At 76.1% G+C, this 22886-nt stretch carries 19 protein-coding genes; 8 read left to right on the forward strand and 11 right to left on the reverse strand.

Annotated features, from left to right (window positions below; translation table 11 throughout):
- Window positions 1-44: 44 nt before the first annotated feature.
- The 5 genes from AMIR_RS38680 to AMIR_RS35250 all read right to left on the reverse strand — a co-directional run bounded on the left by AMIR_RS38680 (window position 45) and on the right by AMIR_RS35250 (window position 5748).
- Window positions 45-581: a hypothetical protein gene (locus AMIR_RS38680; protein WP_012783171.1), complete on the reverse strand. Its 537-nt coding sequence runs from the start codon at window positions 579-581 to the stop codon at window positions 45-47.
- Window positions 578-3376, reverse strand: coding sequence for an FtsK/SpoIIIE domain-containing protein (locus tag AMIR_RS42570; protein WP_012783172.1), 2799 nt, complete (start codon window positions 3374-3376; stop codon window positions 578-580). The genes AMIR_RS38680 and AMIR_RS42570 overlap by 4 nt, the downstream gene beginning before the upstream one ends.
- A 1-nt stretch (window position 3377) precedes the next feature.
- Window positions 3378-3629, reverse strand: coding sequence for a hypothetical protein (locus AMIR_RS02740; RefSeq protein ID WP_012783173.1), 252 nt, complete (start codon window positions 3627-3629; stop codon window positions 3378-3380).
- Window positions 3626-3886 carry a hypothetical protein gene (locus AMIR_RS02745; protein WP_012783174.1) on the reverse strand — a complete coding sequence of 87 codons (261 nt, stop codon included), beginning with the start codon at window positions 3884-3886 and terminating at the stop codon, window positions 3626-3628. Before AMIR_RS02745 ends, AMIR_RS02740 begins: the two co-directional genes overlap by 4 nt.
- 149 nt (window positions 3887-4035) lie before the next feature.
- Window positions 4036-5748 (reverse strand): hypothetical protein, encoded by a 1713-nt coding sequence (locus AMIR_RS35250; protein WP_012783175.1) that lies wholly within the window; start codon window positions 5746-5748, stop codon window positions 4036-4038.
- A gap of 542 nt (window positions 5749-6290) precedes the next feature.
- Here AMIR_RS35250 and AMIR_RS02755 point away from each other — a divergent pair.
- A complete protein-coding gene (locus tag AMIR_RS02755; RefSeq protein ID WP_012783176.1) occupies window positions 6291-6770 on the forward strand; it encodes an ESX secretion-associated protein EspG in 480 nt (159 codons plus the stop codon).
- 72 nt (window positions 6771-6842) lie between these two features.
- Here the strand turns inward: AMIR_RS02755 and AMIR_RS02760 are convergent, their stop codons facing one another.
- Window positions 6843-7634 carry an alpha/beta fold hydrolase gene (locus AMIR_RS02760; RefSeq protein ID WP_012783177.1) on the reverse strand — a complete coding sequence of 264 codons (792 nt, stop codon included), beginning with the start codon at window positions 7632-7634 and terminating at the stop codon, window positions 6843-6845.
- A 49-nt stretch (window positions 7635-7683) separates the two neighbouring features.
- Window positions 7684-8502 carry a LysR family transcriptional regulator gene (locus tag AMIR_RS02765; protein WP_012783178.1) on the reverse strand — a complete coding sequence of 273 codons (819 nt, stop codon included), beginning with the start codon at window positions 8500-8502 and terminating at the stop codon, window positions 7684-7686.
- A gap of 74 nt (window positions 8503-8576) precedes the next feature.
- Here AMIR_RS02765 and AMIR_RS02770 point away from each other — a divergent pair, with 74 nt between their 5' ends.
- The gene (locus AMIR_RS02770) at window positions 8577-9404 is read left to right on the forward strand and encodes a PhzF family phenazine biosynthesis protein (protein WP_012783179.1); all 828 of its coding nucleotides are present in this window, start codon (window positions 8577-8579) and stop codon (window positions 9402-9404) included.
- 489 nt (window positions 9405-9893) lie between these two features.
- Complete coding sequence (locus AMIR_RS02775; RefSeq protein ID WP_012783180.1) at window positions 9894-10883, forward strand: LysR family transcriptional regulator; 990 nt, start codon at window positions 9894-9896, stop codon at window positions 10881-10883.
- Window positions 10884-10955: 72 nt separating this feature from the next.
- On the opposite strand, the gene AMIR_RS02780 is transcribed toward AMIR_RS02775, so the two are convergent.
- The gene (locus AMIR_RS02780; protein WP_012783181.1) at window positions 10956-11771 is read right to left on the reverse strand and encodes an SDR family oxidoreductase; all 816 of its coding nucleotides are present in this window, start codon (window positions 11769-11771) and stop codon (window positions 10956-10958) included.
- A 95-nt stretch (window positions 11772-11866) separates the two neighbouring features.
- Here AMIR_RS02780 and AMIR_RS02785 point away from each other — a divergent pair, with 95 nt between their 5' ends.
- The 3 genes from AMIR_RS02785 to AMIR_RS02795 all read left to right on the forward strand — a co-directional run bounded on the left by AMIR_RS02785 (window position 11867) and on the right by AMIR_RS02795 (window position 14283).
- Window positions 11867-12244, forward strand: coding sequence for a winged helix-turn-helix transcriptional regulator (locus AMIR_RS02785; protein ID WP_041837307.1), 378 nt, complete (start codon window positions 11867-11869; stop codon window positions 12242-12244).
- Window positions 12245-12488: 244 nt separating this feature from the next.
- Entirely contained in the window at window positions 12489-13433 is a 945-nt protein-coding gene (locus AMIR_RS38690) for a gamma-glutamylcyclotransferase family protein (protein ID WP_240438798.1), read from the forward strand.
- Window positions 13434-13608: 175 nt separating this feature from the next.
- The gene (locus AMIR_RS02795; RefSeq protein WP_012783184.1) at window positions 13609-14283 is read left to right on the forward strand and encodes a DUF4232 domain-containing protein; all 675 of its coding nucleotides are present in this window, start codon (window positions 13609-13611) and stop codon (window positions 14281-14283) included.
- Between the two features lie 302 nt (window positions 14284-14585).
- On the opposite strand, the gene AMIR_RS02800 is transcribed toward AMIR_RS02795, so the two are convergent.
- From AMIR_RS02800 to AMIR_RS02810, 3 genes are all read right to left on the reverse strand, one after another.
- Window positions 14586-16019, reverse strand: a complete 1434-nt coding sequence (locus AMIR_RS02800) for a hypothetical protein (protein WP_342626577.1) — start codon at window positions 16017-16019, stop codon at window positions 14586-14588.
- A 58-nt stretch (window positions 16020-16077) separates the two neighbouring features.
- Complete coding sequence (locus AMIR_RS02805; protein WP_012783186.1) at window positions 16078-17886, reverse strand: dynamin-like GTPase family protein; 1809 nt, start codon at window positions 17884-17886, stop codon at window positions 16078-16080.
- A 98-nt stretch (window positions 17887-17984) separates the two neighbouring features.
- Window positions 17985-18842: an IniB N-terminal domain-containing protein gene (locus AMIR_RS02810; protein WP_012783187.1), complete on the reverse strand. Its 858-nt coding sequence runs from the start codon at window positions 18840-18842 to the stop codon at window positions 17985-17987.
- Between the two features lie 245 nt (window positions 18843-19087).
- Between AMIR_RS02810 and AMIR_RS02815 the strand changes: the two genes are divergently transcribed.
- Both AMIR_RS02815 and AMIR_RS02820 read left to right on the forward strand, forming a co-directional pair.
- Window positions 19088-20407, forward strand: coding sequence for an Hsp70 family protein (locus tag AMIR_RS02815; protein WP_012783188.1), 1320 nt, complete (start codon window positions 19088-19090; stop codon window positions 20405-20407).
- 8 nt (window positions 20408-20415) lie between these two features.
- Complete coding sequence (locus AMIR_RS02820; RefSeq protein WP_012783189.1) at window positions 20416-22782, forward strand: helix-turn-helix transcriptional regulator; 2367 nt, start codon at window positions 20416-20418, stop codon at window positions 22780-22782.
- Window positions 22783-22886 lie beyond the last annotated feature (104 nt).

The raw sequence follows: 22886 nt of genomic DNA on the forward strand, positions 1-22886 counted from the left end.
CGGACGCCCCGCGACGGCGGCGTTCGCGCCGCGGGGCCGCCCCGCTAGGACTTGCCGCCCCGGAACAGCGACCGCTTGGCCAGCGACTCCACCAACCCCCGGTAGGCCAGCTCCACCTCGTTGTCGTACTCCAGCTGGTCCCTGGGCGGCACGGTCTGGTCGGGCCGGGGCCGCTGGCCGATGCTCTCGATCGACCGCTCCTCCCACAGCGCCTCCACGGCCTGCTGCCACAGCTCGTCCACGCCGAGCTCCGCGACCTTCTCCCGGTCGATGGCGGCGGCCATCCGGATCTGCGACTCGGCCAGCGCCTCGATCAGCTGAGCGACCCGCTCCCGGTCGACCTGCCGCATCCGCTCCACCGCGTCACCGGCGAGCTCGACGACCTCCTTGTACCGCTCGGCCGCCGACAGCGCGCCGCCGAACCCCGAGTTGACGCCGGGCACCGGCGCGGACCCCGCACCGCGGCCCTGCGCCGTCCCTGAGCCCATCCCTGGGCCCACGTCCGAGCCCGGTCCGGGTCCCTGCCCCGGAACCCGTCCCGACGCCGAGAACGCCGTCATCGCCACCGGACCGCCGATCATGATTCCTCCCCCGTGTCGAACGGGATGACCACCTGCGGGCGCGAGTGCTCGAACCGGTCGAAGAACAACCCCCTGCGGGGTCTCGGCGACCAGGACATCACCTGCTCCGGGCCGAACGAGAGCAGCTCCTTGCCCTGCACGTCGAACGCGATCCACGAGCCGATGTCGTCGTACACGCCGGGCGGCAGGCTGTTCTTCAGCCGCTGCGCCCCGCGCCACCAGCCGAGCAGGTGCGTCCGGTTCTCCGGCCCGTGCTTGAGCAGCAGCCGGAAGCTGTCCACGCCGGTCGCGCGGGTCTTCTCGTCCTTGACCTCGAGCAGGCTCTGCGCCGCGTCGACCCCGTAGACCACCAGGTACTCCGGGACCACGTCGCCCTCGAACGTCCCCGCGTTGATCTCCCGCAACCGCTTCGCGTGCTCGTCCACGACCTCGCGGAACCCCCGGCGCTCGTCCTCCGGCACCTCGCGGAAGTCCTTCAGCGGCACCTCGGCGACCTCGAACCCCTGGCCCCGCAGCCGCTTGACCAGCCGGTCCGCGTGCGGCCTCGCGTCGTCCACCAGGCACGCCACCGTGAACCTCGCCCCACCCTCGAAGTGCTGCCGCGCCAGCGACAGCGCCGCACCGGCCAGCACCCCGGCCGCGTCCTCCGCCATCGACCCGATCACCGCCGTGTTCCGCCCCGGCGTCCGCGCGAACCGCACCTTCGCCGCGCTCCCGGCCACGTCGATCACCTGCCCCAGCAGCACCGTCGGGCTCGCCTCGCCCGGCCGCAGCGCCTGGAAGTCCGCCAGCCCGCCCAGCACCGGCACCCGGCTGCCGTCGAACAGGATCGGCTCCGGCAGCTCCTCCGGCCTCATCCGGTGCAGCTCGGCCTGCAGCGCGTCGAACGTGCCCCGCTTCGTCGCGTCCGGCACCCGCGCCACCCGGTTGCCCGGCCGCACCCCCGACTCGTGGTTCACCACCGCGTGCCAGCGCGGCAGCTCCACCGCCGCGTCGTTCTGCGGCTCCGCCAGCACCCGCCGCGCCTTCGGCAGCGCGATCCGCACGGTGAACTGCTCGAAGATCGCCGACTTGCCCCAGAACCCCTCGATGCCCGCCACGTCCTGGCTCGACAGCACCAGGTGGATGCCCTGCGACCGCCCGCGCCGCGCCACGTCCTCCAGCAGCTGCGTGGCCTGCGCGGTCACCTGGTCGCGCTCCCCGAACAGGTACTGGAACTCGTCGATCACCGCGACGACCCTGGGCCACCGCCCCTCCGGGTCCTCCTCGCGCAGCTGCTCCAGCTTCGTGACCTCGTGCCGCTTCGCCGCGTCCGCCCGCCGCCGCATCTCGTCGGCCAGGAACCGCAGCAGCGCCACCCCGAACTCGCGGTCGGTGTTCACGTTCACCCCGACCAGCCGGGCGTGCGGCAGCCAGCTCGGGTCCTTGCGGCCCGGCGCGAACTGCGCGAACGACACGCCCTCCTTGAAGTCCAGCAGGTACAGCTCCAGCTCGTCCGGCGAGTACCTGGCCGCGAGGCTGCCCAGCATCGCGTACAGCAGGTTCGTCTTGCCCGACCCGCTCGGCCCGCCGATCAGCGCGTGCGGCGAGGTGTCGCCCAGCGCCACCGGCACCGGGTCGCCGTCGAAGAACCCCACCGGGGCCACCACGCCCGCCGCCGACCGCTCCTGCCACGGCTCCTCGGGCAGCAGGTCCGCGAACGTGCCGAACCGGCTGCGCCGCTCCTCGCGCTTCTCCGCGATCGCCGCGCACGCCCTCGGCACCGCGTGGCGCGGCAGCGGCGGGTCCAGCAGCACCCGCACGTGCTTGCCGGTCATGGTGCAGGTCGCCGTGTGGTCCGCCGCCACCCGCACGGTCTCCACCGGCGAGTTCACCGTGATCGGGATGTCGACGATGAACAGCTGGATGCCGCACGCCAGCCCGTTGCGCGCCACCCGCTGCAGCTGCTGCTGGTGCTCCTCCTTGAGGGCCTGCCGGTTGCCCAGCAGCACCGCGATCCGCCACGGCTCGGCGCGCCTGCCGCTGACCGCCCTGATCGACTGGTGGCCCTCCACCAGCACACCGGTGTGCACCCGGCGGATGGTGTCGGACAGCTCGTCCAGCAGCTCGTGCAGCCGCGCCGGGTCGTGCACGGTCAGCAGGCCCGCCCTGGTCAGCGGGTACAGGCCGGGCAGCGAGCCGGTCAGCTGGCCGACGTCCCACACGTGCACCTGCACCAGGCCCGGCTGGAAGTGGCTGAGCACCCGCAGCAGCAGGCCCTCCACCAGCGACTCCGCCGTCGCGCGCGACTCGGGCGCGGACGCCACGTGCAGGTGCGCCTGGTCCAGCAGCGGCACCGCCACCGGGAACCGCCGGGGCTCCGGGGCCGAGGGCACCTCGCCGTCGCCGATCCGCCACAGCTCCGGGACGCCCTCGCTGCCGTCCGCCGTGCCCGTCCCGCCCAGCCACGCCTCGTGCGGCTGGGACGCGGCCCCCGGCGACGCCTCGCCGACGATCTCGGCCAGCCGGTCGGGGCCCTGCTCGGACCAGTCGCGGAACGCCTCGACCCGGTCGGCCATCGCGTGCGCCAGCACCGGCCCGAACAGCGGGTTCCGCAGCGGCCCCGCCAGCACCGGGTCGGCCAGGGCGCGGTCGACGCCCTGGCCGCGCACCATCACCTCGACCATGTCGCGGGCGCGCTCGGCCGCGATGCCGCGCTGCTCGCGCGCGGCGTTGCCCAGCGCCGCCGCCACCGCCCCGTGGAAGCGCTCCAGGGACGCCCTGATCCGCCACAGGCGGTCGTCGCGCCTGCTCACGTCACAGCTCCGCGGCCAACCGCTGGACCAGTTCCAGGCTGCTCACGATCAGCTCCAGTTCGTCGGGGAAGGCCTCGCGCGCCCGCAGGAACGCGGGAGGCACGAGCTCCTCGTGGTGGTTCTCACCCGCCTCCGCCAGCACGTCGACCGCGTCCACCAGCAGGTCCTGCGCCTCCCGCGCCAAGCGGTAGGCGTCCTGCAGGCCCTCGGCGACCTGCTCCAGCGCGAGCCGGACCTCCGCTACCGACGTCACAGCCTGGAGTTGATGCTCTCGGCCTGGGAGATCCCGTTCTCCAGGTACTTCTGGAGGTCCGAGACACCGCTGGCGACCTGCGCGAACTGGGCGTTCGCCGACTCGACGTCGGACTGGGCGCTGCCCTGGGTCGCCGAGTTGAGCAGGGCCTGCGCGTCCTCGGCGAGGCTGGCGGCCTGCTGGAGCGCCTTCGCGCTCTCGTTGGCCTTGTCCACGGCCTGGGCGATCGCCGCGCGGACTTCTTCGATGCTGGCCATGTCGGTTACCGACCCCTCCTGAGCGCACGCAGTGGCCTGGCGACCACTTCTGTAATTGAAGTAATACCCAGAGTTTCACGCTAATCAAGCAAGATCGGCTGACAGGGTGGTGGGGTTACCCACTCATTCGGAGCAGCGCCCGCCGACCCTCACGCGGGCTCCGTCCACTGGAATGCCGAGAGCGGTGTCGCCGTCAGTTCCAGCGAGGTGACCCCCGTTGTCGGGGTGGGCCCCGCTGACCAGCGCACCACCGCGGAGATCCCGACCCGCTCGACGCCGGACCACCCGTCGGGTGTCATCGCGGCGGCGGCGTCGAGGAGCGCCGACGTGGGCGGCGCCTCGCTCGCGCCGAGGTCGACGTGCACGGCCAGTAGTCGTCCACCGGGGGCCACACGGGTGATCTTGCCGGCCGGGACGAGCGGGCGCGCTACCGACCGTGCCTGCTCCTCGGGGGGCGAGGTCGGGTCGGCGATCGCGCGGATCTCCAGGATGAGCCGGACGGGCGAGTCCGAGAGGGGCTCGGGGGGTGCCGGGGCTGGTTCGTCCTGCGGGGTGGGCAGGGGGGCGGGTTCGGGGAGGGGCTGCGGGGGAGCCGGGGGGAGGACGGGGAACGGCGTGGTGGAGGGCTCGGCGGGGGCTGCGGGCTCGGCGGGGGCTGCGGGCTCGGCTGGACCGGTGGGCTCGGCTGGACCGGTGGGGGCGGCGGGACCGGTGGGGGCGGCCGGGACCGCCGAGATGGCGGGGATCTCGACGCCGGGCGGGAAACCGGGGGGCGGCGGCGCGACGACCCCGCGCTCCGGCCGCGCGGTCGGGACGGGCGCGGGCCACACCGGGGCGGGCCAGACCGGCGTCGGCCACGCCGCGGCGGCGCCCGCCCAGGTCGGCGCGCTGCCGGTGGGACCTGCGGGGCGCCGGGGGGCGGCCGGTGCGGGGGAGGGGGCCGGAACCGGTGGGGCCTCAGGGGGAACCGGGCCAGCGGGGGACACCTGGGCTTCAGGGGACACCGGGGCTGCGGGGTGCGCTGGGGCCTCGGGGGACACCGGGGTGGAGGAGGGCTCCGGGGTCTCCGGGGACACCGGGAAGGAGGAGGGCTCCAGGGGGGTCGCGGCGCTGGCAGGCGCGAGGGGCTCGTGCGTTGCCGGGGGTTCCTGGGACTCGGCGGGCGCGAAGGGGCCAGGCGTCGCCAGGGGCTCCTGGGGCGCGGTGGGCTCGACGGGCTCGGGCGTCGCCAGGGGGGCCTGGGGCTCGGCGGGCTCAGGCGCCGTCTGGGGCTCGGCGGTCGGCGTCGCCTCGGGGAGCGCCAGGGGCTCGGCGCGCGGCGGCTCAGCGTCCTGCTCGGGCGCGTCCGGGGGCGCGGTGTCCGGCTGCGCGGGGATCACCGGCTCTGCGCTCCGCGGCGCGGGCGCCGCCGCCGGAGCGATCGGCACGGGCGCCGGGGGGCGCTCCTCCCTCGGGGCGGGCACGGGGCTGCGGCGCAGCGGATCGCCGCCCGCCCAGGCCTCGACCAGCACCCGTTCCGCGCCCTGGACCAGCGGGCCGAGGAGGTGGACGTCGTCGAGCACCGTCCACGCCGTCGGGGGTTCGCAGGCGACCTTCGGGGTGGGGAAGTGCTCGCCCAGCCCCCGGACGAACCGGCGGACGGCCCTGGTCAGGGCGGCGGGCACGCTGTGCTCCGCGCTCTCCCCCGACTCCTTGAACACCGTCAGGGACCAGCAGCCGGGCTCCTCGTCGGAGCAGTCCCTCGTCTGGACGATCCGACCGCCGATCCGGCGCAGCAACCCGGCGCAGGCGTCCAGCGCCTGACGCTCGTCGTGGGCGGTGACCACCACTGTGATCACCAGTTCCAGGTCCTGTCCGCTCATCGCGGGCAAATTCTCCACGAGTCCCCGAAGGACCCGACACCGCCACCCGTTCGACGTAGCCGACTGGTCCGCTCGACGGCCGCCACCGGCACCCGCTGTGGTCGCCTCCGTACTGGACGGGTGCAATTCTGTGTGGTGGAGCGAAAAGCGCGGTGAATGGTCAAGCCCGTGAGTCGAACGATTTCCCGTGATCCGGCTCACTGAACGGGCGAGTGGGGCGCCCGGCGCGTCCCCGCGCGCCTTTGCCCGCCGCATTTCCAGGGGGCCGAGGCGGAATGCCGAACCCGGCTCGCCCACACCGCGATTCGACGGCGCGACGCGCTCCGGGGCCCACGATGATGGACCGGCCGCGCCGCCGCGACGAGGGGCTGCCACCCCGACCGGCGCGGTGGCGCGCGGCCACCGCACACCCGGCCGCCGCGCGGGGGAGGGGGCTCGGTGGGGCTGAGCGGTGCGGACGAGCGCCCCAAGGGTGCGGGACGGGGGTCGGGCGCGGCCCGGTCCCGTCGACGTGAGCCGGGCGTGGCCGGGGGCCGCGCCCGTTGACCGGGCACACCGTCCTGTGGGACCCGGTCCGGCTGACCGCGGCCGAGTTCGCGGGCTGCTGGGAGCAGCTCGACCTCGGCGAGCCGCCCGGCGCGCTCGGGCTGTCCGACGTGGACCCGGTGTGGCCCGCCGAGGTGCTGGTCGGGTTGCGGCGCAAGGGGATCGCGCTGCGCGGCGCCCGGTTGGAGCGGCAGCTGCGGGCGCTGGCGCGCCGGGACTACGCGGTGGACGTCGACGGGTGCCGGGTGCGGGTGCGGGCCTCGGTGGTCGGCAGCATCGGCGTGCTCGCCGAGCGCCGAGGCGACGAGGTGGTGCTGGTGAGCGTGCCGCACTACGCGGTGCCCGCCGAGCTGCTGGCCCGCCTGCCGGAGAGCGCGTCGGTCGAGGTCACCAGGGACGGCGCGCTGGTCGGGGCGAGCCGGTGCGGCCCGCGCGACGAGGCGGCCGAGCTGATCGAGCGCACCCGACCGGGCTGAACCGGCCCGGCAGGCCAACCCGACCCGGCTGGCTGCCCCGCCCGGCGGGCCCGGCCCTCGCCCAGCCCCCGGTCAGCTCCCGCCCAACGCCCGCCTGGCGAAGTCGACCACGTCGCCGAGCACCTCGTCCCGGTTCGTCTCGCGCAGCACCTCGTGCCGCGCCCCCGGATAGACCCGCTCCTCGAACCGCGCCCCGCGCAGCCGGTCCGCCCCGGTGCGCGTGTCGGCCTCGGGGACCAGCCGGTCGGCCCCGCCGTGCAGCCACAGCACCGGCACCCGGTCCAGCACCGGCCCGAAGTTCACCTCGTCGATCGCCCGCTCCACCGCCTCCAGGGTCGGCCGGGGCACCGGGCCGTGCCACACCAGCGGGTCGGCGGCGTACGCGCGGCCGACCTCCTCGTCGCGGGACAGCTCGGCCGGGTCGACCTCCGTGCCGGACAGGTCGTCGCCGCCGAGCGCGTCCAGGCCCTCCCACGCGCCCAGCACGGGCGCGGACAGCACCAGCGCGGCGAGCCGGTCCTGGTGGTCCTGCGCGTACCGGGCCGCCACCAGGCCGCCGACGCCGTGCCCGACCAGCACCACCGGCAGGTCCACCCCGGCCGCGCCGATCACGGTGTCGACGTCGCCGACGAGCGTCCCGAGGTCCTCGACCAGAGCCCGCTCGCCCTCCGACGCCCCGTGCCCGGCCTGGTCCGCCGCGACCACCAGCGCGCCCGCCGCCACCAGGGCCTCGGCGACGTGCCCGTACCGCCCGGCGTGCTCCCCGCACCCGTGCACGAGCACCGCCAACCAGGTGGCCTCCAGGTTCGGCCAGGTCCGCACGACCAGCTCACCGGCGCGTCCGGGAACGTTCGACTCGATCACCCCACCCAGGTTAGGGCCCCGAGCCGGGACCCGGAGGCCGGGACCGGCGCTACAGCACCGCCTCCGCCACCGCGCGGACCGCCGCGGGCAGCGTGCGCCTGGGGTCGGTGACCAGGTACAGGGTGCTGTCCGGCAGCTCCCCGAGCCGCCGCAGCGCCCCGCTCTCCAGCTGCTCGGCCACCGCGACCCTCGGCAGCACCGTCCACCCCAGACCCGCCACCACGCACGACCGCACCGCCTCGATGCTCCCGAACCGGGTGATCTGCGGTCGTCGCCCGCGCAGCTCCCGCACGAACCGGTCGGTGTAGGAGCAGCCCTCCTCCAGCAGGAAGTACCGGTCCTCCGCCACCGCGCCCGGCGCGGCCACCAGCTCGATCGGCTCCACCCCGACCGGGTGCGCGGACAGGCCGGGGGCGACGAGGCCGTCGTCCAGCGCGAGCCCCAGGTCGAGCGTGCCGCGCCGCACCCCGAGCAGCACCTCCTTGGTCCCGGCGGGGGACAGGTGCACGGTGATGCCCGGCCAGCGCAGCGCCGCGTCCGCGATCCGCTGCGGCAGCCGGTAGGCGCACACCGACTCCGGCGCGCCGATCCGCACGTCGCCCTCGACCTCGGTGCTGCCCCGCACCGCGTCCAGCAGCCGCTGCTCGGCGGACAGCACGTCGCGCGCGTTCTCCACCGCCTTCCGCCCGGCCTCGGTGAGCCGCGCGCCCTGCGGCAGCCGGTCGAACAGCCGCGCCCCCAGGTGCCGTTCCAGGACCTTGACCTGACTGGTCACCGAGGACTGGACCAGGTGCAGCTCGGCGGCTGTGGCGGTGAAGCTCCCGGTTCGCGCGAGTACCAGCAGGGTGCGCAGCAACCGGGTGTCCATCCATCGAACATAGCGATACCTGCCATGCACGTTCATCGTTGGACTCGATTCCACTGATTCCGCACGATGGGCGCATGTCGAACGTCCTGCGCTACGCCGCCTTCACCACCACCCCGACCGGCGGGAACCCCGCCGGCGTCGTCCTCGACGCGCGGGGGCTGACCCCCGAGCGGATGCTCGCGACCGCCGCCGAGGTCGGCTACTCCGAGACCGCCTTCCTGCTGCCCGGCCCCGACCCGCGCCGGTTCGCGGTCCGCTACTTCAGCCCCGAGGCCGAGGTGCCGTTCTGCGGGCACGCCACCGTCGCGGCGGCCGTCGCCCTCGGCCTGCCCGGCGCGATCGCGCTGGACACGGCGGCGGGCGAGGTGCTGGTCGACGTCGACGGCGGCACGGCCACCCTGACCAGCGTCCCGACCCGCACCAGGCCCGCGCCGGACGCCGACGTCGACGCCGCGCTCGCCGCGCTGCGCTGGTCGCGCGCCGACCTGGACCCGGAGCTGCCGGTGCGCTGGGCGTTCGGCGGCGGGTGGCACCTGGTGGTGGCGGTGCGCGACCGGGCCGTGCTGGCCGCCCTGGACTACGACTTCCCCGCGCTGCGCGCCCTGCTGGCGGGCGCCGACGCCCTCACCGCGCAGCTGGTGCACCGCCGCGCGCCCGACCTGTTCGACGCCCGCGACCCGTTCCCGGTGGGCGGGGTGGTGGAGGACCCGGCGACCGGGGCCGCGGCGGCGGCGTTCGGCGGGTACCTGCGGGAGCTGGGGCAGCTGCCGGACGGCGGGCGGTTCGTGCTGCACCAGGGGGTCGACATGGGGCGGCCGAGCGAGCTGGTCGTGGTGGCCGAGCCGGGCGCGCCGGGCGTGCGGGTCACCGGGGCGGCCGTGCCGATCGACGCGCTGGGCTGACGGGGGCGCGCTGAGGTGAGGGGGCGTGCCGTCGGGGTCCTGCCGCCGGGTGAACGCCCTGAGCGCCGGGCGCGACCACCGAAAGGCCCCGCGCTCCCGCCCACCGGATCGGCCATCCGCCGCTGCCGCCCCACCCCCGACTGCCGGCAGGGTGGTTCGGCACGGCTGCCCGAGGCCACCCGCCGTTTCTCCGCAGGCACGGCGGGCGGCCCGGACAGCGGGGCGCTGGCGCCCCGCGACGGCTCGTCCCCCTCCCGGCCGCCCGCGCGTCCCGCCCGCGTCAGCGGGGGCGCGGGCGCGTGGCGGAGGGGGACCGCCGAAGCCCTTATCCGATCCGGACGGCGCGCTGGATCTGGTTGCGCCTGGTCCGGCTGCCGCGCGTCTGCTCCTGCCGCACCTGCTCCTCCTCGGGGTGGGTCGCCGGGACAGGACCACTATGTCCCGCCCACCCGCGCCGGAGGGCATCCGGAAAGGGGATACGCGGTAGTTATGCCCGAGTTGGAGCTGCGCCACCTGCGCGCGGTGTGCGCGATCGCCGAGGAGGGCAGCCTCACCAAGGCCGCCTCGCGGCTGGGCCTCACCCAGCCGGCCATGAGCGCCCAGCTGCGCACGGTCGAGCGGATCGTCGGCGGCAGGCTGTTCGAGCGCACGCCCGGCGGCAGCGTGCCCACCGAGCTGGGCAGGCAGGTCGTCGGCTCGGCCAGGCTCGTGCTGGACGAGGTCGGCGGGCTGGTGCGGCTGGCCAGGGAGCGCAGCTCGGGCGCCGACCGGGGTCCGCTGCTGGTGGGGAGCGTGCCGACGCTGTTCTTCGGCGACCTCGTCACCGAGCTGCGCCGCGCCGTTCCCGGCGTCGAGATCCGCACCGAGACCATGCAGGGCGGGTCCGAGCTGCTGGAGAAGCTGGTCGCGGGCCAGTTCCACGTGGCGGTGCTCGACTGGTTCGAGGGCCTGGACACCCGCGAGCTGCGCGGCGTCGAGGTGCGCAGGCTGGTGAGCGAACCGCACTTCGTGGCGCTGCCCGAGTGGGACCGGCTCGCCCGGCAGGACGAGGTCGACCTCGCCGAGCTGGCCGACCGCGACTGGGTCACCCCGCCCGACCAGTTCATCGGCAACCGGCTGCAGATCGTCGCCGCGTGCGCGGGCGCCGGGTTCACGCCCCGGTTCACCCACCACGCCAACGAGGCCAGCAGCGCGCGCGGGCTCGTCGCCAGCGGCGCGGTGTGCTTCGCGCTCCCGCAGTCGCGGGGCGGCGACGGCATCGTGGTCAAGCCGCTCAAGGGCTCGCCGCTGCTGATCGACGTCCTGGTGGCGACCCGCCGCGACGGCCCGGTCGCGGGGCGGGCCCACGAGGTCTACGCGTGCGCGGCGCGGGCGTACCGGGCGCTGCTGCCGAGGAACCCGGCGTTCGAGAAGTGGTGGGCCGACCACCCGGAGGCCCACGCCGAGCTGGACACGGCGCTGCTGGTCGACCCGGCGTGAACCCCTCGCCCACGCCGGGCCTGCCGGTCCCCGTGCCCCGGTGGTGCTTCGGGGCGCGGGGACCGGCGGTGATCAGCGGTTCGCGACCGCCTCGGCGATCGGGGTGGCCGGGCGGCCCAGCAGGGTCGGCAGGTCGTCGGTGACGCGCTCCAGCGCGCCCCGCCCGATGTTGACCTCGATGTCGGTCAGCAGCTCCGCCACGAAGTCGGGCAGCCCGAACCCGACCAGCCCGGCGATCCGCTCCTGCGCCGTCACCGGCTTCGCCTCGTCGCCCGCCAGCGCGGCCAGCTCGGCGAACGTCCACGCGCTCGGCCCGGTCAGCTCGTAGACCTTGCCCTCGTGGCCCTCGCCGGTGACGACGACCGCGGCGGCCTCGGCCAGGTCGTGGCGGGAGGCGCTGGCGTTGCGGCCGTCACCGGCGGCGTGCGCGACGACCCCGTGGCCCAGCGCCTGGGTGTAGTTCTCGTGGTACATGCCGTTGCGCAGGAACGCGAACGCGATCCCGGACTCGCGGATGACCCGCTCGGTCGCCGCGTGGTCGGGGGCGAGGGAGAGCGTGGACGTGTCGGCGTCCACCACGCTCGTGTAGGCGATGAACGAGACACCCGCGGCCTTGGCGGCCTCGACCACGCGGGTGTGCTGGGCGATCCGGTCCGGCCCGTCCGCCGACACCAGCACGAGCCGGTCCACGCCCGCGAACGCCGCGCGCAGGGACTCGGCGTCGTCGAAGTCGGCCTTGCGCACGTCGACCCCGCGAGCGGAGAGCGCCTCGGCCTTCTCCGGCGAGCGGGTCGAGACGGCCAGCTCCGAGGCCGGGATGCGGGTGAGGACGTGGTCGGCGATGAGGGCGCCCAGGTGGCCGGTGGCCCCGGTGATCAGCGTGGTCATGCGACCACGGTAGGAATCGAAGCTCACTTTTCGTAAGTACCCACTATTTTGTCGGGTACTTACCTCAGCGGAAGGATGCAGGTAACGTGGACGGCATGGCGACGACGGGTGACGTGTACGACCGCAACTGCCCCTCCCGGCAGATCGCCAGCCACGCCACGAGCCAGTGGGGCGGGCTGGTCCTCGGCAAGCTCCTGGAGGGCAAGCTGCGGTTCAGCGAGCTGCGCAGGGCGGTCGTGGGCGTCAGCGAGAAGATGCTGGCCCAGACCCTGCAGGCGCTGGAGCGCGACGGCCTGGTGCTGCGCGAGGTCCACCCGGTCATCCCCCCGCACGTCGACTACTCCCTCACCCCGGCGGGCGCGCAGCTCGCCGCGCGGGTGCGCGGCCTCTACGACTGGATCGAGGACAACCTCCCCGACCTGTGCGCCGCCAGGGACGCCTACGACGCCAAGCGCGCGGGGACCACCGTGTGACGGGTGCGACGGTCCCGTGGGTTCTGAACCGGTTCGGCGGGGCCGTTGGTGGTCTGCGCGGAACCGGGTGGTCGGAACCACTGGAGGTCGTATGGGCGGCATACGGAAGCACACGGCTAGCGGGGCGGCACTGGCGCTGCCCTTCACGGACGACCGGCACCCCGCGGAGCCCTACCCCGGCGCTCGGCCGGGTGCCTGCTTCGTTCACCTGGACGGTGCGGGTTGGCCGGTAGACCCGGACCCGATGACTGACTCGGGGTGGCGGGTTTCCCCCGACGGGGTGGACCTGGACGAGTGGCTGGCCGGGCACGGCGAGCCGCCGATGGCGGAGCGGACCCCGGTGCTGGCCTACGGGTCCAACGCCAACCCCGCCAAGGTCACCTGGTTGCGCGAGGAGCTCGGTCTCACCGGTCCCGCGGTGGTGCTGCGCGCCAGGTGCGAGGGGCTGGCGGCGGTGTGGGCCTCGGGCCTGCGCAAGGTCGACGGCCAGCGGCCCGCGACCCTGGCCGCCATGCCGGACGTCACCGAGGAGCACGCGGTCTGGTTCGCGACCGCCGAGCAGCTGCGCGTCCTGGACCGCTGCGAGGGGCGCGGGCTGCGCTACCGGCTGGTCCGCGTGCACAGCGGCCGGGTCACCCTGTTCGACGGCTCGGTGGTCGACTCGGTGCTCGCCTACACCGGCGCGGGCCGCAGGCGGATGCCGCTGCTGTCGGCCGGTGAGCCGGTGCGCTGCGCCGAGGTCGACCAGGTGGGGGCGCGCTGGCTCGGCGGGCGGCCCGCGCCCGACGACGGCCTCGACGTCACCCCGGTCCACGGCTACCCGGCGCCCGACGAGTGGCCGGACCGCCTGTTCGCCTACGGGACGCTCCAGCCGGGGCAGAGCGCGTGGGGGCTCGTCGAGCCCCTCACCAGCGGCTCGCCCGAGCCCGCGCGGGCGTCCGGGACGCTGCACGACACCGGGCTCGGCTACCCGGCGCTGCGCCCCGGCGGCGGGGGCGCGAACGTGCCGGGCCACGTGCTGCGGCTGACCTCGCCGGAGGAGGCGCTGCCGGTGCTGGACAAGTACGAGGGCGACGAGTACCGGCGGGTCCGGGTGACCCTGCCGGACGGGCGGGTGTGCTGGACGTACCTGTGGCGCGGGCCGGTCGACGGGTTCGCGGAGCTGCCGGAGGGGTGGGTGCGACGGTGACGCCCCCTGGAAGCGGACCGTGAGCAGCACCACCCGCTCGGGCCGCACGAAGGGGTGAGATCGAGTCGCCCGTGCCCGGCGTAGGCCCGATCCGGTGAATCTCCCCCGTCAGGGGCCACCGGAGCGGGCACCGGGTACGTCCTCCTACAGCAGCATCCGACTCTGGAGGTGGGACATGAGGCGACGGCTGATCGCGGTGTGCGGGGTGGCGCTGGCCGGGGTGCTCGCCGCGTGCGGCGGCGGCGCCCGCCCCGCAGCCGAGCAGGGCGAGCTCACGGGCGCGCTCACGACGGAGGCCGCGCCGAGCAGCGCGGCGACCGGGTCGAGCGGGCCGGGCGCCTCGGTGGAGGGCGCCCCGAACAGCGCGGACCCCGGTGGCGGCGCGGACCCGGTGCCGCCCAGCGAGCCGGGCGGGCAGCCGCCGGGCGCGGGGGGCCGCTGCACGGCGGCGTCCCTGACCGGCCGGTTCCAGCCGACCGACGCGGGGGCGGGCAACCGGCACGGGATGTTCGTGGTGACCAACACCGGCGACCGGACGTGCACGCTCACCGGCTACAGCGGCCTGCAGCTGCTCGACGCCGCGGGCGGCCCGGTCCCGACGGACCTGGTCCGCACCGGCCGGCCCGCGCCCGAGCCGGTCGTCGTGGAACCGGGCGCGTCGGCGTCGGCGGACCTGAGGTGGACCGTGGTGCCGACCGGCGACGAGCCGGTGGAGGGCCCCTGCGAGCCGCAGCCGGCGAGCGCGGCGGCGATCCCCCCGGACGAGACCCAGCCGCTCACGGTGACCTGGCCGGGAGGCCCGGTGTGCGGCGGCGGGAAGATCGAGATCAGCCCGTTCCGCGCGGCCTGATCCCGCGGCTCGACCCGGAGCGCGGCGATCCCGCGCTCCGGGCGGGCACGGGGGGTTGGGTGCGCGGCTGGGGTGCTTGGGCGGGCTCGCGGCGGAGTGCGGCCGGACGTGGGGCTTCCAGCGTGAACCGCTCCACGAGCGAGGTCAGCGCCCACCGCCGACCGCTCGCCCCCCCCGTTGACCGCTCAACCGCCTGCCAACCGCCTGCCAACCGCCTGCCAACTGTCGGCAGCCGGGGCTGGGGCGCTTCGAGCCGCGAGCTGTGCGCCTCCCCGCCGCGCCGCGTCCATCGGGTCCCGCCCTCACCCCGCCACCCCGCCCCTCTCCACCAGCACCCCCTCGCAGCTGCGCACCACCACCCCCGCCGCCCGCCGCTGGGCGTTGTCCAGCACCGGGCTCGCCGCGTGCTCGCGCCAGCGCCCCAGCACGTCCAGCAGCAGGTGCCGCAGCTCCCGCCCCGACAGCCCCTGCTCCTCCGCCCCCAACCTCGCCGCCGCACCCGTCCCCGCGCCGCCGACCAGCCTGGTCGCCTCCTCGCCCAGCTCACCCGGCAGGCTCACCCGCCCACCAGCCAGCGCGGCCAGCAGGCGCAGCTCGCGGAAGTCGTGCGCCCCCGCCACCACCCGCTCCAGCGCCCCCAGCAGCCCCACCGACCCCGGTCGCGGTTCGGCGCGCAGGACCACGTCCAGGCCCAGCAGCGCCGACCGGGCCTTCAGCGCCCCGCGCCGCTCGGTCAGGTGCGCCCCGATCGCCTCCCGCAGCTCGCCGAGCCCGCTGCGCTGGGCCAGCTGACCGGTCAGCTTCACCCGCGTGTCGAAGCCCTGCCTGATCAGGGTCGTGCACAGCCGCACCCCGAACAGCCCCAGTCGGTCCAGCAGCCGCTGCCGCGCCGACGCGCCCAGCGCCACCGGGAAGTCCTCGCCCGCGAACCGGTCCGCCGACAGCAGGTGCCCGTCCAGCTCCGCCCGCGCCAGCCCCGACAGCGCCCCGAGCGCGGCGAACTCCTCGTCCCTGAGCGTGCGCGACGCCACCGCCAGCAGCCCCGCGAACGCCACCGCGTCCTGGCACAGCCCCCGCACCGCCGGGTCCCGCCTGCACCGCCGGGCGATCTGCTTGGCCGACGACAGCGCGTCGATCCGCCCGCCGCCGATCTCGTCGGCCCGCGCCAGCACCAGCAGCGTCGTCACCGGAGCCGCCCGCGCGATCGGGTGATCGTGCCCGGCGCGCAGCCGCTCCAGGTCCTCGTCGCGCACGTGCCTGGTCAGGTGCAGCACCGCGTCCGCCTCGCCGAACACCAGCTCGACCGGCGCGTCCGGCCGCGTGTCCACCAGCACCAGGTCGCGCAGCGACCGCGCGGGCCACTCGACCACGACCCGCTCCGCGCCACCGGCCTCCACCCGCACCCCGTCGTCGCGGCGCACCACCGGCACCTCGTGCGCGCCCACCCACGCCGCGGGCCGCGCCCCGTCGCGGTACCAGGCGGTCGCGGTCGGCGGCGCGGTGAGCTCCTCGCCGACCAGCGCGCTCACCAGCGTCGACTTGCCGGTCCCGTGCCCGCCCGCCACCGCCACCCGCACCGGCTCGGCGAACCGCGCCCGGTGCCCGCGCAGCCACGACACCGCCCTCGGGCTGTCCCGGTACAGCGCCAGCGCCTCGTCGAGCAGCGCCCCGACCCGCGCCTCCAGCCCCACCGCGCCCGACCCCACGGGCCCGGACCCCACCACGCTCCCGTTCACCACAGCACCACCAACGACGCACCCCCGATCCGGGTTACCCCCGAACGGATGACCGCAGCTACGCCGTGATGCTCAGCGGGGTCGCCGCGCCGACCCCGGCCACCGCCTGCACCCGCTGGTACAGCTGCACCAGCCCGTCCAGCTCGCCCTTGGCCTCGCGCGTGCGCCGCTCCCGCTCGGTCGCGTCGTCCTGCACCGCCCGCCGCGCGCTGCGCGCCGACTCCAGCAGCGTCTCCTGCAGCTCCTCGGCGATGGTGCTGAAGTGGTCGCGCAGGCTCCGCTGCACGTGCCGCGCCGCGTCCCGGCAGTCCTTGCTGAACTTCACGAAGAAGTCGTCCACGTGCCGCTGCACGGACTGCTTCGCGGCGGCCTGCCGACGCTTGAGCCGCTGCTCGCCCTCCTCCAGCACCGACCGCCCGCCGAACAGCGCCCCCGCGCCGAGCGACACCGCGTTGATCAGCGGCATCCCGGCCAGGCTGGTCACCAGCCCGAGCATCAGCACGCCCCCGTACGACCCGCGCAGCCCGGTGAAGAACTTCTGGCTCGCGGTGAACCGCTCCAACGTGGGCGCGTCCATCTCCGCCACCCGGTCGAGCAGGTCGTCGGGGAACACCGACTCGGGCAGCAGGTCGTCCCGGTGCACCGGGAAGCTGCGCGCCACCTTCTCCGCGACCCACTCGGCCCGCTCCAGCAGCCACGCGAAGTTCGTCGTCGCCGCCTCGGTCAGGCTGGTGCGCAGCCACGGCTCGAACTCGTCCCAGACCTTCCCCGGATCGGCGGTCTCGAAGGTGCGGTCGACCTCCCGCAGGATGCCCCTGGTCCGGTCCCGCAGGTCGTACTCCACGTCCGACACCAGGTCGGCCATCTCGTCGGCGAGCACGGTCTGCCACCGCGCGGACCGCCGCCGCAGCTCGTCCACCCGCCGCTGCGCCTCGTGCAGCGCGGCGATCGTGTCCTCGGGGCCGCGCGCCCCCATGCTGGCCAGCTCCTCCTTGAGCGGGGCCACCAGCTGCTTGACCGCCGACGCCGCCGCCGCGGCCACCGACCGGCGGCCGAGCACGTCCGCCGCCGCCACGATGTCGCGCTGCACGCACGCCAGCAGCTCCGGGAACCCGGACTCGGCGTTCAGCTCCCGGTCGCCGGTCCTGGCCGCGCGCAGCCGCAGCGCCGAGGACACCGGCAGCACCTTCGCGCCCACCCCGGCGCGCGCGAGGTGCGCGCGATCGCGCTGGAGCACCTGCCGCCACTGCGCGGAGAGGTCGGTCTTGGTCAGCACCACGGTCACGTTCGGGCAGGCCGCCAGGACCCGGCGCAGCAGCTCCAGCTCGGACGCCGACAGCTCGGCGGTCGCGTCGGTGACCATCAGCACCGCGTCGGCCTGGAGCAGCGCCGCGTAGGTGCTGGCCGCGCGCGCCCCGCGCGGGTCCCCGGTGCCGGGGGTGTCGATCAGCACCAGCCCGGACGCCAGCAGCTCGCGCGGGATGCCGACCTCGGCCGCCAGCACCTCGCCGCCCGCGCGCCCGCTCACCGCGCGCGCCACCTGGTCGATGGGCACCGGGATGCGCTCGGTCGGGGTGTCCGCGATCGACCCGCCGCGCAGCAGCGTCGCGGACGGCGTCTCGGCGTGCTGCACGAACGTGGGCACGGCCGTCGTCACGTCGTCGCCGACCGCGCACACCGGCGCGTTGATCAGCGCGTTCACCAGCTGGCTCTTGCCCTGCTTGGACTCGCCGACGACGAGCACCCGGATCCTCGGGTCCAGCTGGCTCGCGCGCTTCTCGCGCAGCCTGGCGGCCAGGTCGGGGCGGTTGCGGGCGGCGCAGGCCCTGATCGTGTCGTCGAGCACGTCGAGCCACGGAGCGGACATCACCCGGTCGAGTCTGCCGTGTTCCCCCGCTTGGGTGAAAGAGCGAAGCGGCCCCGCCGGGTGAGCGGGGCCGCTTCCGGCCGCTGAGCGGTTCAGGCTCAGAACAGCAGGTCGCCGAGGGGGGACTCGGCGATCGGCGCGGTCGCGTGGCCCACCGCGTCCGTGACGCCGCCCACACCCGCGTTGTGCGCGGTGGCGGAGACGGTCGCGGTGACGTGCTGGGTGAGGTCGCCGACCGGCTCCAGGGTCGCGCCCAGGTCCAGGCCACCGCCGCCGAGCGCGCCGAACGCCTGGTCGGCCACGGCGCTGACGGAGCCGTGCACCGAGCCCACGGTGTCGAACAGCGGGGAGGTCACGCCGTCCAGACCCGGCAGGGCCGAGCCGACGGTCCCGTCGAGGGTGTCCACCGCGCCCGACAGGGTGGCGTCGACCGTGGTGTCCACACCGGCGGCGGTCTGGGTGACGGCGGTGGTCGCGCCGTCCAGGGTGGCGGTCACGTCGCCCACCGCGGAGAAGCTGGTCGCCACGGTGGCGTCCACGCTCGTCGCCACGTCGGCGCCCAGACCGAGACCCAGGTCGCCGTTGCCGCCGAGCAGGCCCACGCCGCTGGCGTCGGCGGTGAGCGCGCCCACGGCGCCCAGGTTGAGGTCCGAGCCCGCGCCGACCACGCCGGTCAGCTGCTGGGTCACGGCCTGCAGCTGGGCGATCGCCGAGACGGAGCCCTCCAGGTCGAGGTCCAGGTCACCCGCGACGATCCCGTCCAGGGCGGGCAGGCCGGCGGACGGCGCGAAGTCGAGCACCAGCGGGATGACCTCCTGGACGTCCAGCGCGGTGACGTCGCTCAGGCCGGCGGCGGCCAGGCAGCCCTCGGCGTCGACCTGGAAGGCGGCCAGGGCGCTCGGGTTGCTCAGCAGGTCGAGGACGAAGTCGTGCAGCGTGTCCGGGGTGGCGACCATGAGGCGTTTCTCCTGGTGGGTGGCGCGGGAGTGGGTGTGCCGGAGGGCGTCGCCCTGCCGATGCCACAACCGTAGGAGCGGGGGGATCACGAGCCATCGGGGATTGCTCCCAGTAGAAACCGCATCCCCGAAGGGGGGGTTCTCGTTCACTCCCTAAGGGGGAGGGGGACATGCTTGTCGGCCCCTTGGACCCCGTGTAGGTAGTTGACCGCTGCTGCGAACAGGTGAGTGAAGGAGGCTCCGGGTTGTCGTACGTCCTCGGGGTCGACGCGGGCTCCACCCGCACCTCGGCCGCCGTCTGCCACCTCGGCGGCGCGGGCCGCTCCGAAGCCGAGGTCGTCGGCCTCGGCGGACCGGGTGGCGGCGTCGCCACCTGCCTGCAGCTGACCGCCGACGGCGACTTCGCGGTCGGCGAGCCGGGTGACCCGCGCTGGACCGCGTCGGACTTCGTCCGCCGGGTCGGCGACGACGTCCCCGTCGTCCTGGGCGCGGACCCGTGCACCCCCCAGGAGCTGGTCGGGCTGCTCGTCGCCCACGTCGCCCGGCGCGTGGCCGAGCGCGAGGGCGAGCCGCCCGCGCACGTCGTGCTGTCCCACCCGCCGGGCTGGGGACCGCACGCCAGGGCGCTGGTCCACGCGGCCCTGCGCGACGCCGGGCTCGCGCGGGTCACCCTGCTCCCGGAACCGCTGGCCGTCGCCGCCGACCACGCCGAGAACCACCGGGGCCGCACCGGCCTGCTCGCGGTCCTGGGCGTGGGCAGCCACGCCACCACCTCCGCGCTGGTCCGCCTCGCCCCGAACGGCGAGCACGAGCTGCTCGCCTGGTCCGAGGAGGCCGACCGGTGGGCGGGCGCCGACCTGGACGACCTGGTCTTCGCGCACGTCGCCGCCGAGCTCGGCGGCCTCGACCCGGCGCAGCCGCACCTGCTGCCCGCCGTCGCCAGGCTGCGCCGGGACTGCGAGTCCGCCAAGCGCGTCCTGTCCGGCGTGCCCGTCACGGCCGTGCCGGTGCACCTGCCGGACGGCCGCGTCGACGTCGAGCTGACCAGGGAGCGCTTCGAGGAGCTGGCCAGGCCCGGCGTCGAGCTGGCCGTGCGCGGCCTGGAGCGGCTGTGCCGCGGCCACCGCCCCGACGCGATCGCCCTGGTCGGCGGCACGGCCAGGACGCCGCTGCTGGCCTCCGCCGTCACCGCCGCCGTGCCCGGCAGGCTCGTGCTGGCCGCCGCCCCCGAGACCTGCGCGGTCCGGGGCGCCGCCCTCGCGGGCAGGCGGCTGCTCCTGGGCCCGGACACCGGACCCGACCACGGCGAGACCTCCGTGCTCGTGCACGGGGACGACCCGTCGCTGCGCTTCCCCGTCGGCCAGCTCGCCTGGGACGACGCGGAGAGCGCCGCGCCCCCGCCGCGCCCCCCGGTCGAGATCACCCCGCTCGACCTGCCCACCCCCCTGTCGGTGAAGCGGGTCGTGCGCCGCGGCCTCGCCCCGATCGGCCGCTCCCGCCGCCGCGGCGGCCGGTCCGAGCCCGACCCCCGACACCGCACCCGACACGACGAGGACGGCCGTTGAGCCACCGCATGACGACTCCCCCCAAGCCCGTCCTGGACACCGCGGCCCGCGCCCTGCTCGACGAGATCGCCGCGAACCCCGGCGCGGTCCTGCGCCTCGGCGTGCTCGCGCCCGGCGGGCACGGGAAGACCACCCTGCTGCGCGAGGTCGAGCGGGCCCTCGCGCAGAACGGCGCCGACGTCACCGCCGTGGACGACGCGCACCTGCTCGGCGACGACGAGCTGCGCGCCCTGCGCGCCCTGGTCGAGCGCGGCGACACCTCCGTCGTCGTCGCCTACCGGCCGTGGCCGCGCTCCCGCGCGCTGGCCGCCCTCGCCGAGTCCCTCGGCCGCGTCCGCCCCGCCCACCTGCCCGCCCCGCTCACCCGCGAGCAGGTCAGGCACGCCCTGCCCCCGTCCACCGGCCGCGCCCTGGTCGACTTCGTCCACCAGCAGACCGGCGGCGTGCCCCGCTTCGTCGCCCGGCTCTCCGGGCTGACCTCGCCGGAGCTGACCCCGGACGTCATCGCCTCCTTCCGCGCCGACCTGGACTGGCTCGACCCGGACGCCCAGAAGTTCCTCCTCGCCGCCGAGGCCGGGGCCGCCCTGCGCCTGGACCTGCTGCGCTCGCTGCTCGGCGGGGACGCCGACCGGGTCGCCGACGTCATCGACGCCGCCCGCGCCACCGGCCTGCTCGCCCCCGACGGCACCCTGCTGCCGGTGGCCCGCACCGCCGTGGCCGCCCTCAGCCGCACCGACCGGCGCATCGCCGTGCGCCGCGCGCTGGCCGAGTCCCAGCTGCGCGCGGGCGGCCCCGTGCTCGACCTGGTCCGGCCGCTGCTCACCGCCCCCGGCCCGGAGCTGTCCGAGCTGTTCAAGGCCGCCGCCGCCGAGGCCCTGCCCAGCGACCCGGCGCTCGCCGCCCGGCTGCTCGCCGCCATCGGCACCCCCACCCCCGAGGTGGCCGTCCGGCACGCCACCGCCTCCGCCATGGCGGGCGACCTGGACTCCGCGCTGCGCCTGGCCGACCGGGTCGTCGCGGCGGGCGACCAGACCCACCGGGGCGCCGCCGCCGAGGTCGCGGCCATCGCGCTCGCCCACCGCGGCCAGCTCGCCCGCAGCACCGAGCTGCACCGCTGGTCGCCCAGCGCCACCTCCACCGCGTTCGCGCACATCGGCCAGATCGGCGTCGGCGCGCTCCCGGCCGCGCCGCTGCCGCCCGCCCCGCCCACCCTGCTCGGCGGAGCCGCCTCGCTGATGGCGCACGGTGTCCTCGAATCGGTCACCGGCAGCCCCACCACCGCGCTGTCCACCCTGGTCAGGGCCTCGGGACTGCTGGAACCGGCGGGCGCGGGCGTGCTGCTGCCCGACTCGCCCGCCGCCCTCGCCGCGCTGGTCGCGCTGCACAGCGGCGAGCCGGTGGTCGCCGAGTCCGCGCTCGACCGCGCCGTCGCCTCCGGCCTCGGCGGCTCGCTCATGGCCGTGCGGCACCGGCTGCTGCGCGCCTGGATCGCCATGGGCCGGGGCAACCTGGAGCGCGCCCGCGAGACGATCACCGCGCTGCGCAGGGCGAACCGGCCCCTGGAACCCCGCGACTGGATCTTCGCGGTGGCGCTGGAGATCGGCATCGCCCGCCGCAACAGCGACCTGCCCACCCTCAAGCGCACTTGGGAGCAGGCCTGCGAGGCGGTGCTGCGCCACCCCGTCGACCTGTACACGTTCCTGCCGCTGGGCGAGTTCGCCGCAGCCGCCGCCCGGCTGCGCGACCAGCACCGCCTCGCCCCGCACCTGGCCGCCGCCGAGGACCTGCTGCGCGGCCTCGGCAACCCCGCGCTGTGGGCGGTGCCGCTGCACTGGAGCGGCCTGCACGCCGCCGTCATCGCCGAGGAGATCCCGGCCGCCGAGGAGCACGCCGCCGCGCTCGCCGCCCACCGCGACTCGGGCCGCTACTGCGCGATCGTCTCCAGCGCCGCCGAGAGCTGGCTCGACGTGCTCGCGGGCAAGGTCGACCCCGACCAGGTCGAGCGGGCCGCGCGCGGGCTGCACGCGGCGGGCCAGTGGTGGGACGCCGCCCGCCTCGCGGGCCAGGCCGCCATCCGCACCTCCGACCGGCAGGCCATGGTCCGGCTGCTCGACTGCGCGCGGCTGCTCCAGGGCAGGCCGCTGGGCGGGCGCAAGCCGGTCGAGCCCGAGACCGGGCAGGAGACCGGCAAGCTCAGCGACCGCGAGCGCGAGGTCGCCGAGCTGGTCGTCGGCGGGCTCACCTACAAGCAGGTGGGCGACCGGCTGTTCATCTCCGCCAAGACCGTCGAGCACCACGTGGCCCGCATCAGGCAGCGCCTGGGCTGCACCAGCCGCGCGGAGCTGCTCGACCAGCTCCGCCAGATCGTCGGCTGACGCCGAGGCGGCAGGCCCCGGTGGTCAGCCGCCCCAGAGCCGGTCGGCCCGCGTGCGAGCGGGCCGACCGCCGGCGCGGACGGGTCCGTCCCCCGTCCGCGCCG

The sequence above is a fragment of the Actinosynnema mirum DSM 43827 genome (genome assembly GCF_000023245.1).
GTDB classification, from domain to species: Bacteria; Actinomycetota; Actinomycetes; order Mycobacteriales; family Pseudonocardiaceae; genus Actinosynnema; species Actinosynnema mirum.